This window comes from Rhizobium sp. BK538 (genome assembly GCF_014197575.1).
Lineage (GTDB): Bacteria > Pseudomonadota > Alphaproteobacteria > Rhizobiales > Rhizobiaceae > Rhizobium.
In genome coordinates this window covers 1-11,069 of the sequence record NZ_JACIFT010000048.1, presented here as the reverse complement: position 1 = coordinate 11,069, position 11,069 = coordinate 1, and the positions used below count along the sequence as shown (strand labels likewise).

Below are 11,069 nucleotides of genomic sequence, written 5' to 3'. Positions count from 1 at the left end.
CCCCTTTTCTAAGTCAACACCACCCAACAAAGTTTTTTGACATTTTTGTAACAGATTGATTCGATTGACGGATTTTCTGAAAGAGTGTTTTTGGTGCCGAACGGCGCTCCAGCCGACTTCGAAATTCCTTTATCAAATGGTCAAAAATCGTGGCTTCAGCCGTTTTCTGTCCTATCCGAACAGCGCAAAAGCGGCGTTTGAGGGTTGAAAGTCAGCAGATGAGGATCATTTGCCCCTTACACGGATCAAATCGCGCAGAACCTAAAGCAGCTCTTTCGTGTTCTCGTTCGTGCAGAGGAAAGGAGAAAGACATGGCTGCCACCACCGACGACATCAGAGCGTCCGTCAGCAAGGATATCGCCGCGCTCCAGCAGGAAGTATCCCGCCTGCAGAAAATGATCTCGGCGCAGGGTGCCGAAGCCTACTACGAAGTGCGCGACCGTGCCGGCAAGGCTTATGAAGATGCCCTCCCCCGCGCAAAGGGCGCCGTTGCCCAGATTCGGGCCGAAGGTGTGGCTGCCGCAGGCGCTGCCCGCGAGCATGCAGCGGCGACGACGACCGCGCTGGCACTTGCCGGCGCGATCGGTTTTCTAGCTGGCTATCTCTTGAGCGGCAGCCAACAGCCGCCACACCATTGGTGGCGCTGATATAGCGCCAGCGGAAACGCTCCGCTTTTATCGCGAGCCGCATGATCTGGAGGTCAATGCGGCTCGTAATACTTTGGTCTTAGAAAAACCAAGTTTAGTCGTTATTGCTGCGGCTAAAATGGGCGGGAGGATTACTCATGGAGAACCAGAAAGCGCACTTTATAGTCGAAGTCAGTGTTGACGGTGTCAACGGCCGCAAGGCGGTCGGCATCATGAACATGCGCCAAGCCCTTGAATTACCTGAATTGCCTTGCCTAGCCTATACTCATCCGGACCCCGCCAAAGCGGCCGCGGGTGTCGTTATCAGCCGCCAGGAACTCGCCGGTTTCATGGCTTGCCACTAAGGCTTGCCGATCTCTCCCCCGAAGACGAATTGGATGGCGCGTAAAGCGCCGTCCGGCTTTTTGACCTTCCCCACCCACCAACCCTTGAGCGTCTAATTTTTCCCCGCGTTTTGTCGGCGTCTTGCTGGCATCATGAAAGTGTTCGTGTCAGAACCTGATCAACGGAATTGACAGGATGGTACAGAGTGAGGCAACGGCGCTCACCTCAGAAATCGCGCGAGCGCGCAAGACCGAACGGCGAAGCGCCCGGCAAGCGGGTAACCCTGCCGCGTGCGCTTTCAAAGCTCGGCCATTGCTCGCGGACACAAGCTGAACGGCTGATCCTAGAGGGGCGCGTCTCAGTCGATGGTCGCAAAATCACCGACATCTCCGCCTGGGTGGACCTGGCATCGGCCAAGATCCGCGTCGATGGCACCGAGGTGGCCGCCGAGGCGAAGATCTATCTGATGCTGAACAAGCCACGCGGGCTGGTAACGACGCGCGATGATCCCGAAGGCCGGCCCACCGTTTACGACTGTCTCAGGGACTTCGAAGCGCCGCACCTTTCGCCGGTCGGCCGATTGGACAAGGCAAGCGAAGGTTTGCTGCTCTTTACCAACGATACCGTCTTCGCCCAGGCGCTGCTCGACCCCTTCACCCATGTCACGAAGACCTACCATGTCCAGGTCAACCGGATCATGGATGCCCAGATGCTGGCTGCGATGACCTCTGGCGTCCACCACGACGGCGAAGTTCTGAGGGCAACGTCCGCGGCGCTATTGAGGAGCGGCGACAAGAACGCCTGGATCGAGGTCGAACTCGATGAAGGCCGCAACCGCCAGATCCGTCGCATGCTGGAAGCCCTGGATATCGAATGCCTCCGCCTCGTGCGGGTTGCGATCGGGGGCTTGGCGCTCGGCGAATTGCCGAAGGGAGCAGTGCGCGCCTTGACGGATGCAGAATTGAAGGAACTGCGCCGGAGCGCAGGCATGGAACCGGCAAGACGGAATTGAGTGCATGACGGAATTGGCGGCGCACGAGTTTTGGCAGGAAGTTCACAACCCGGGCACTTTCAGGAGCGACGGAGACTTCTCATCTTCCTATGTCGCCGAGTTGGACGATGGGCGCCAGCTTCGCCTGCCGGTACGCGTGCTGGCAGACGGGCAGCATGCATTGGCCTCGCTGATCATCAATCAGGCGAGTTTCGAGGTTCTCGATTTGCTGGCTCAGTCGCTTGCCGAGAAGCTGAAGTCTTTCGAGGTCGAGGTCGTTGCGGGCCTGCCGACACTTGGGCTGACGCTCGCAGCTGCCGTGGCGCAAAAGCTGGGGCACTCGCGATATGTGCCGCTCGGAACGTCCCGAAAATTCTGGTACCGCGACGACCTGTCCGTGGCGCTCTCATCGATTACCACCCCAAGTCAACAGAAACGTCTCTATATAGATCCCCGCATGCTGCCGTTGCTGGAGGGCCACCGCGTGGCGCTGATCGACGACGTCATTTCCAGCGGCACCTCGATCATTTCCGGGCTGCAGCTTTTCGCCGGTTGCGGCATCGAGCCTGTTGCGATCGGTGCTGCGATGCTGCAGTCGCGCCGTTGGTGCGGAGCGCTCGATGCAGCCGGATCACAATGGCGGGAAAGAATAGTGGGCGTGTTTTCCACCCCGATGCTGGAGATGACCGAGACCGGCACCTGGCGCCGGCCCGCTGACTGAGCGCATTGTCGGTGTGGAGCATGGAATGGGAGATTTCGCTCTATACAGCGCGGCCCGAACCGCTACATTCTCCCGGTGGACTGAGGTTCGGGACAAGCCATGACGTTCGAGCAAGCATCCTTGCTGATCCTCCTGCTCGCGATGCTCGTCCTGTTTTCACTGGAACGCTTCCGCATCGAGGTGATCGCGATTACCGGACTGCTCGCCGGTTATGCCCTCCACCTTTATTCCGCCGAGCAGGTCTTCTCCGGCTTCGCGAGCCCCGTGGTCGTGACGGTCGTGGAGATCCTGCTCGTCGTGCAGGTGCTGGCACGGGCGCAATTGTTCGATCGGCTCGCGGATTTTTTCGTGCACGCTAGATTTTCCAACGCTGCGGTCATCGCCACTTTGTCCGGAGCGACCGGCTTCATCTCCATCTTCATGAATAACATCGGCGCCTTTTCGATCGCCCTGCCGGCAACGCTGCGCGTCAGTGCTGCGCTCGAGATACCCAAACGGCAGTTGATCATGCCTATCTCTTTCGCGGCGCTCCTGGGCGGCATCGTATCGCTAATCGGTACGCCCGCGAACATGCTCGTCAGCAATGCTTGGGCGGAGACGAGCGGCACCGGCTTCCGACTCTTCGATTTTGCCTATGTCGGTCTGCCTGTCGCTGTAGTTGGTATCGTGCTGACCGCATGGCTCGCACCGCGGCTATTTCCGCAGGAAATCGACGGGACGGCTTCGGCAGAAACTGCCTCGCCAGCAAGACGCAGGATCACCGAACGACGTATTCCTGCGGGTTCATCGCTGATCGGCGCGCCCCTGTCGGATCTCCCCGATCGATTCTCGCTGCAGCCCCATACCCTCGTTCGCAATGACAAGTTCGTGTTCGGGACGCCCGATAAACTGGTCGTCGAGGCGGGCGACCTGCTGTTGGCCGAAGCGGACGATACGGTTTTTGATGGGCTTCAAACGTCCGGAACGCTGCTTCCGCAGCGACATCGGAGCGCAGCCGTTGCCGATCTCGACTATGTCGAGGCGGTCGTGATGCCGGAGAGCACTCTGGTCGGCTCGCGACTGCATTCTCTGGAGGTGTTCAGCAGTCGCGACGTCACGGTTTCCGCCCTCTCGATGCGCTCACCTCGGATCGAGGGGCGCTTTGCCGATCTGCAGCTGTCGATTGGCGACATTCTGGTGCTGGAGGGCGAGCAAAAGGCGATCGCCGAAGCGCTCGAGGAGTGCGAGTGTCTTCCGCTGGCGTCGCAGCCGCCGTTCCGAATGTCGGCATCGTCCTGGCAGCCCTTTGCCATCTTTGCCGCAGGCGTCGCGGCAACGGCCTTTGAACTCGTCACACCTGATATTGCGTTTGCGGGCGTCGTGCTTGTCCTGGCGCTTCTCAACTACCTGAACATTCGCCAGGCAATGGCGGACCTCAACTGGCCGATCATTATCATGCTCGGTGCGATGATCCCGATAGGTTCCGCCGTCGCTACAACGGGCACCGCCCAAGTCATCGCGGCGGCGCTCGGTTCCATGGTGTCGCTGGCCGAACCGACCACGGGGGTGGCGCTCGTTCTCTTTCTGTCAATGCTCCTGACGCCCTTTGTCAACAACGCGACCGTCGCGATCGTCATGAGCCCCATCGCCGTCGCCTTCGCAGCAACCGGGCATCAGTCTCCATCCGCCTATCTGATTGCCGTCGCCGCAGGCGCCTCGCTGGATTTTCTGACGCCGTTCGGCCACCATAACAATACGCTGGCCATGGGGATCGGGAGCTACCGCTTCAGCGACTTCCTGAAGGCCGGGGCACTGCTGACGGTGGTGAGCTATGGTCTTACGCTACTTCTCATCTATCTCTTCTGGCTTTAGGAGCGGGTTTGCTTGACATCCCCGGCGATGGAACTAGAGCAGGGGAAAGTTCACGATCAACGCAGAAGGATGGTCGAGCCCGTGCGAATCCTCTCCGAAGCCCATTTCCCAGAGCTCCCCAATTACTATCGCGGCAAGGTTCGCGAGAACTATGACCTGCCGGATGGGCAGCGCATCATCATCAGCACCGACAGACTGAGCGCCTTCGACCGCATTCTTACCTGCATTCCCTACAAGGGTCAGGTGCTGACGCAGACGGCTCGCTACTGGTTCGAGGCGACGAAGGACATCTGCCCCAATCACGTTCTCGACTATCCCGATCCGAACGTCGTCATCGGCAAGCGTCTCGATATCCTGCCGGTCGAAGTCGTCGTTCGCGGCTATCTCGCCGGCACAACGGGGACGTCGATCCTCACGCTCTATAAGAAAGGCGAGCGCGAGATGTACGGCATGCGACTGCCGGACGGCATGCGCGACAACCAGAAGCTTCCGACGCCGGTCATCACGCCGACCAGCAAGGAATTCGATGGCGGCCACGACGAGCCGCTGACGCCGGCAGAGATCGTCGAGCGCGGTCTCTTGACCAAGGAGCAGTGGGAGACATTATCGCGTTACGCACTGGCTCTCTTCGCGCGCGGCCAGGACCTTGCGGCCAAGCGGGGCCTTATCCTCGTCGACACCAAATACGAATTCGGCACCGACGAGAATGGCAACATCATTCTCGCGGATGAAATTCATACACCGGACAGCAGCCGCTACTGGCTGGCCGACAGCTATCAGGCAAGCTTCGAGGCCGGAACACGTCCGACAAGCTTCGACAAGGACTTTGTGCGCGCCTGGGTCGCGGAGCGCTGCGACCCTTATAAGGATGAGATCCCGGAAATCCCCGTCGAACTGATCCAGCAGACCTCCGAAGTCTACATCAAGGCCTACGAAAGCATCACGGCGCAACACTTTGTTCCCGACGACAGCGGAGCAACCCCGGTCGAGCGCATCCGCAAAAATCTGTCGGCCTACTTCTCGTAAGGCCGCCGCGCAGGAAGCCTGCAACATTGGCTTGCAGGCTTTCCGTCGTTGGCGCTAGCATCTGTAAAACTGGGGTGCCGGCCTCAAGCCGGCGGGGGAATGGATGGCACGCAGGCCAAGACGCAAGGCCGAAGAGACCCGCGAAGACATTCTCTCCATGGCAGAATTGCTGTTCCGCCAACGTGGTTTCGTCGCCGTTTCCATCGCCGACATTGCCGCCTCGCTCGGTATGTCGCCGGCCAATGTTTTCAAGCATTTCCGTTCGAAAAGCGCGCTTGTCGACGCCATTGCGGAACGCCACCTCGGCGAGGTCGCAGATCGCTTTGCCGCCTTCGACGATGAACTGCCGCCCAACGAGCAGCTGCTGCGTTTTGTATTGCGCCTGCTCGACAGCCATCTGCAGGACATTCAGCAGAACCCTTATATCTTCGAAATGGTCCTGATGACGGTGCAAGCCAAGCTCGAGGCCGGCAATCGATACAAAGAGCGCATCGTTCAAAAGCTGGACGATATCATACGGGTAGGTATCGCCGCGGGACGCTACCATTGCAGCAACCCGCAAGATGCCGCCAGCACAGTTGCCGATGTCCTGGCAAGCGTCCTGCACCCAGTTCTGATCGCCCGTGATGATAAGGACACACTTGTCCACCGCGCAAAGCAGATCGTCATTTTCGTCGATGCCGCACTGCAAAATAGCGCTTGCTAAGTGACGATTCATAACTTACGTCACTTCGTAAAGTCTTTCTTAAATTCGGATCAGTGGCATTCGATTCTGGATCGATGATCGGCCCTCATTGTTGATGAAGGCCATTGGTTCGGACGCCACCGCACAAGGAATTCATTATGATACGGCGCATTTTCCTCGTTTCCTCCGCCCTTGCTCTCGGCGGGGTACTCGCCGCATGCAGCGATAGCGGTAACAAGCAGGGCGCAGCCGGCGCCGCGGGTGCCGCTGCTCAGCAGGCCGCCCCGGTTGGTGTCATATCCCTGACGAAGGGCAGCTTCCCTGTCACCACGATCTTGCCAGGCCGCGCCGAAGCTTCGCAGATTGCCGACATTCGCCCACAAGTTAGCGGCATCATCGAGAAGATCCCCTTCAAGGAAGGTGGCGAAGTCAAGAAGGGTGACGTTCTCTACCAGATCGAAGACGCGCCCTATCTGGCAACCGCTGCACAGGCACGCGCCGCCATTGCCAAGGCAGAAGCAAGCGTTCCAAGCGCGCAAAGCAATTTCGATCGCTATCAGCGCCTTGTGGGTTCGGGCGCGACGCAAATCGAACTTGAGACGGCACGCACCAACCTTCTGCAGGCGCAAGCCGAGGTCGAATCCGCAAAGGCAGCCCTAACCGCCGCCGAAATCGATGTCGACCACACGAAGATCATTGCGCCATTCGATGGCGTGATCGACCAGACGGCATACAACGTCGGCAACGTCGTCGCCGCCAACCAGACGACGGCGCTCACGACCGTACGCCAGCTGGATCCCGTCTATATCCTCCTGACGGAATCGAGCACGAACCTGCTGCGGCTTCGCGACGCGATCAGAAGCGGAGAAGTCAAGGGCAATGCCGGCAACGCCGCCTTCCGCCTCATCTTGGAAAACGGCAAGGAGTATGACCAGAAGGGCACGCTTGACATGTCGAAGTCCGTCGTCAGCGAGACGACCGGCACGTTCATCATCCGCGTCCGCTTTCCAAATCCCGATCATATCATCCTGCCCGGCATGTATGTCCGCGCCACGCTGGAACTCGGCGCAGAGCAAGGCTATGCGCTGCCGCAGCTTGCAACCAGCCGAAATGCGAATGGTGAGCTGACCGCGCAGTTCGTCTCAGCCGACGGCAAGGTCGAAACCCGTATCTTCGAAAACGCATCGCCGTCCAACAACGCCTGGCTCGTTACCGAGGGCATCAACGACGGCGATCAGTTGATCATCAGCGGCCTGCAGTCGATTTCCGCAGGCATGCCCGTCAAGCCAATGCCGATGAAAATCAATGACAAGGGGATCGTTGTGCCCGCTGATCAGGCCGCATCCGGTGAAGCGCAGAAGCCCGCCGCGAAGTAATCGCGACGAACCGTGATCAAAGCCGTACAGGAACAGTAAGCCAATGGCCAAGTTTTTCATCCGACGCCCGATCTTTGCTTGGGTCATCGCGATCACGATCATGCTCGCGGGCCTGCTCGCAATCTTCACGCTATCGATTTCGCAATATCCTGATATCGCGCCAACCACGGTACGCATCAATGCGACCTATCGCGGCGCGAGCGCCGAAACCGTCGAGAAATCGGTGACGACGATCATCGAAGACGGCATGACCGGCCTCGACGACCTGACCTATATGACGTCGACCTCGTCGACCGGGTCTGCCAGCATCTCGCTGACATTTGGCACCAGCGCCGACCCCGACATCGCGCAGGTCCAAGTCCAAAACAAGCTCCAGCTGGTCCAGTCCCAGCTGCCGAGCGACGTCATTGACGCCGGCATCAGCGTCACCCGCTCGACCTCGAGCATTCTGCTCGTCGGCTCGTTGGTTTCGACGGACGGCAAGCGCAACTCGGTTGACCTCGGCAACATCATGTCGACGTCCATCGAAGATCAGATCCAGCGTATCGAGGGCGTCGGCAGCATCAACATCTTTGGTTCGGGTTATGCCATGCGCGTATGGCTCGATCCGTACAAGCTATTGAAATATCAGTTAACGACCGGCGACGTTACCTCCGCGATCGAAGCGCAGAACACCCAGGTTTCGGTCGGATCGCTGGGCGCCCAGCCGTCGGTCGACGGCCAGCAGCTCAACGTGACCATCACGGCGCAAAGCCAGCTCACCACCGTTTCCGACTTCGAGCACATCATCTTGAAGGTTGAAAAGGACGGTTCCACCGTCCGCCTCAGCGATGTAGCACGCATCGAGATCGGCCAGGAAAGCTACGGCGGCTCCTCCCGCTACAACGGCCAGCCGTCGAGCGGCTTTGCCGTCAACCTCGCCATCGGCGCCAACGCCATCGATACCGCCGACCGCGTTCGCTCTGCCCTCGACACCATCAGCCACGGCCTGCCGGAAGGCGTGGAAATCACCTATCCGTACGACACGACCCCCTTCGTCGAACTGTCGATCGAAAAGGTGGTTCACACGCTGATCGAAGCCATCGTTCTCGTCTTCATCGTCCTTTTGGTCTTCCTGCAGAACCTCCGGGCGACACTCATTCCGACGATCGCCGTGCCAGTGGTTTTGCTTGGGACCTTCGGCATCCTCGCCATGGCGGGATATTCGATCAATACGCTGACGATGTTTGCCATGGTCTTGGCGATCGGCCTTCTCGTCGACGACGCCATCGTGGTCGTCGAAAACGTCGAACGCATCATGACGGAAGAGAAGCTGTCGCCGCTCGAAGCCACAGAGAAGTCGATGGGCGAAATCACCGGCGCCATCGTTGGTATCGCGCTCGTCCTGACAGCCGTCTTTATCCCGATGGCTTTCTTCGGCGGCTCGACCGGCATCATCTACCGCCAGTTCTCCGTGACGATCGTCTCTGCGATGCTGCTTTCGGCACTCGTCGCGATCGTCCTGACGCCGGCGCTTTGCGCGACCATGCTAAAGCCGGTGACCGAACACAAGAAGCACCGGATCGGTGACTGGTTCAACCGCAACTTCACGCGTTCTACCAACGGCTATGTCCGGAGCATCGGCTACCTGCTGAAACGGCCGATCCGCGTCATGCTGGTCTTCCTCCTCATTGGTCTTGGCTGCGCCTACTTGTTCAATCGTCTGCCAAGCTCCTTCCTTCCACAGGAAGACCAGGGTGTCCTGCTGACGATCGTCACGACGCCTCCCGGCTCGACGACGCAGCAGACCCAGGCCGTCGTCGAAAAGGTCGAGAAATACTACCGCGAGAACGAGAAAGACGCCGTGCAGTCCGTCTTTGGCGCCCTTGGCTTTGGTTTCAATGGTTCCGGCCAGAACAGCGCCATCGTTTTCACTAAGCTCAAGGATTTCTCTGAGCGCACGGATCCGAACCTGCATGCGCAGGCTGTCGTGACGCGGGCGCTGAAGACCTTCTTCACCTTCCGCGAAGCGCAGGTCTTCGCGCTGCTGCCGCCGGCCATCCAGGGTCTCGGCGTCTCAAGCGGCTTCTCCATGTATCTCGTCGATACCGGCGGTCACGGCACCGACGCTCTGGACGCTGCCTCGAAGCGCTTGATCCAGGCCGCAAACTCCAGCGGCAAGGTCGTCGCGCTGCGCAGTAACAACAAGGAGGTCGAGCCGCAGATGAAGATCGTCATCGACCAGGAAAAGATCGGCGCGATGGGTGTCGATATCACCGCGGTCAACTCGATGCTCTCGGTCATCTTTACCGGTCGCGACGTGAACGACTTCACCTTGAATGGCGAGATCAAGCCGGTCTACGTGCAGGGTGACGCACCGTTCCGCATGCAGCCTGACGATCTCGATCACTGGTATGCCCGCAACTCAAGTGGTGAAATGGTGCCCTTCTCTGCCTTCACCCGCACCGAATGGGTCAAGGGCGCCCCGACACTCGCACGCTTCAATGCAGTGAGCGCAATCCCGCTCGAGGGCGCGTCGGCACCGGGCGTGAGCTCGGGCGACGCCATGAACGAAATGGAAGCGCTGACTGAACAATTGGGCGGCGGCTACACCGTGGCCTGGCAGGGCATTTCCTATCAGGAGCGCCTGTCCGGTTCGCAGGCACCGATGCTCTATGCGATTTCCGTTCTCGTCGTCTTCCTCTGCCTGGCAGCGCTTTACGAAAGTTGGTCGATCCCGTTCTCGGTCATCATGGCCGTGCCGGTCGGCGTGCTCGGCGCCCTCGCCGCTGCGACTCTCTTCGGTCAGGCGAACGACGTCTACTTCAAGGTCGGCCTGCTGACGACCATAGGTCTGGCGGCGAAAAACGCGATCCTGATCGTGGAGTTCGCGAAGGACCGAATGGAAACAGGAATGGGACTGCTCGAGGCGACTCTTGAGGCGGCGCGCTTGCGCCTGCGCCCCATTATCATGACATCCCTTGCCTTCATTCTAGGTGTCGTGCCGCTGGCAGTCGCAACCGGAGCAGGCTCTGCGGCGCAGAACGCAATCGGTATTGGCGTGCTCGGCGGTATGCTTGCCGCGACCGCTCTCGGCATCTTCTTCGTGCCCTCGTTCTTCGTTGTTATCCGCCGGATCTTCTCGCGGACGAGCAAAAATGAAGCGTGAGTGTGATATAAATGCACTGTGAGAAGGTGAGACTCGTTGATACATTGCCGCCAACTGCTTCGGGATGGTGTTTCTCGTACGAGCGAAGCGCGGCCGATAGCGAAGCATGAAGGCTTCTGACAAGAATAGATTTGGTCGAGTTACAGGAAGATTTTTAATGGCATCTTTTCGCTTTGCCTCTCCGGCGCTTCTGCTTCTACTCGCGGGCTGTGTGAGTGGCCCGGACCATGTACCCCCGGAGATGCCGCTTCCGGCGAAGTTCAGCGAGGGTGGCGCCAAGGACATCGGCGACGTGTCGAC

General features: G+C 59.4%; 9 protein-coding genes and 1 pseudogene. All 10 read left to right on the top strand.

What is annotated here, in order from left to right:
* Positions 1-311 precede the first annotated feature (311 nt).
* Positions 312-647 (top strand): hypothetical protein, encoded by a 336-nt coding sequence (locus FHX09_RS29115; RefSeq protein WP_184451086.1) that lies wholly within the window; start codon positions 312-314, stop codon positions 645-647.
* A gap of 137 nt (positions 648-784) precedes the next feature.
* Entirely contained in the window at positions 785-991 is a 207-nt protein-coding gene (locus tag FHX09_RS29110; RefSeq protein WP_007787687.1) for a hypothetical protein, read from the top strand.
* 185 nt (positions 992-1,176) lie between these two features.
* Entirely contained in the window at positions 1,177-1,983 is an 807-nt protein-coding gene (locus FHX09_RS29105) for a pseudouridine synthase (RefSeq protein WP_132595253.1), read from the top strand.
* A gap of 4 nt (positions 1,984-1,987) precedes the next feature.
* On the top strand, positions 1,988-2,683 hold the full coding sequence (locus FHX09_RS29100) for a phosphoribosyltransferase (RefSeq protein WP_183723258.1): 696 nt from the start codon (positions 1,988-1,990) through the stop codon (positions 2,681-2,683).
* Positions 2,684-2,782: 99 nt separating this feature from the next.
* On the top strand, positions 2,783-4,534 hold the full coding sequence (locus FHX09_RS29095; protein WP_183723260.1) for an SLC13 family permease: 1,752 nt from the start codon (positions 2,783-2,785) through the stop codon (positions 4,532-4,534).
* A gap of 81 nt (positions 4,535-4,615) precedes the next feature.
* On the top strand, positions 4,616-5,560 hold the full coding sequence (locus FHX09_RS29090; protein ID WP_184451084.1) for a phosphoribosylaminoimidazolesuccinocarboxamide synthase: 945 nt from the start codon (positions 4,616-4,618) through the stop codon (positions 5,558-5,560).
* A gap of 103 nt (positions 5,561-5,663) precedes the next feature.
* Positions 5,664-6,266, top strand: a complete 603-nt coding sequence (locus tag FHX09_RS29085) for a TetR family transcriptional regulator (protein WP_007801257.1) — start codon at positions 5,664-5,666, stop codon at positions 6,264-6,266.
* A 137-nt stretch (positions 6,267-6,403) separates the two neighbouring features.
* On the top strand, positions 6,404-7,621 hold the full coding sequence (locus FHX09_RS29080) for an efflux RND transporter periplasmic adaptor subunit (RefSeq protein WP_132595261.1): 1,218 nt from the start codon (positions 6,404-6,406) through the stop codon (positions 7,619-7,621).
* 43 nt (positions 7,622-7,664) lie between these two features.
* The gene (locus FHX09_RS29075) at positions 7,665-10,769 is read left to right on the top strand and encodes an efflux RND transporter permease subunit (RefSeq protein WP_132595263.1); all 3,105 of its coding nucleotides are present in this window, start codon (positions 7,665-7,667) and stop codon (positions 10,767-10,769) included.
* Between the two features lie 157 nt (positions 10,770-10,926).
* A pseudogene (locus FHX09_RS30225) lies at positions 10,927-11,069 on the top strand (nodulation protein NodT); the annotation flags it as partial.

What these genes read in the sequence shown, in the direction of transcription:
- FHX09_RS29115 (WP_184451086.1), top strand. Translation starts at nt 312, where the DNA reads ATGGCTGCCACCACCGACGACATCAGAGCGTCCGTCAGCAAGGATATC.
- FHX09_RS29110 (WP_007787687.1), top strand. Translation starts at nt 785, where the DNA reads ATGGAGAACCAGAAAGCGCACTTTATAGTCGAAGTCAGTGTTGACGGT.
- FHX09_RS29100 (WP_183723258.1), top strand. Translation starts at nt 1,988, where the DNA reads ATGACGGAATTGGCGGCGCACGAGTTTTGGCAGGAAGTTCACAACCCG.
- FHX09_RS29095 (WP_183723260.1), top strand. Translation starts at nt 2,783, where the DNA reads ATGACGTTCGAGCAAGCATCCTTGCTGATCCTCCTGCTCGCGATGCTC.
- FHX09_RS29085 (WP_007801257.1), top strand. Translation starts at nt 5,664, where the DNA reads ATGGCACGCAGGCCAAGACGCAAGGCCGAAGAGACCCGCGAAGACATT.
- FHX09_RS29080 (WP_132595261.1), top strand. Translation starts at nt 6,404, where the DNA reads ATGATACGGCGCATTTTCCTCGTTTCCTCCGCCCTTGCTCTCGGCGGG.
- FHX09_RS29075 (WP_132595263.1), top strand. Translation starts at nt 7,665, where the DNA reads ATGGCCAAGTTTTTCATCCGACGCCCGATCTTTGCTTGGGTCATCGCG.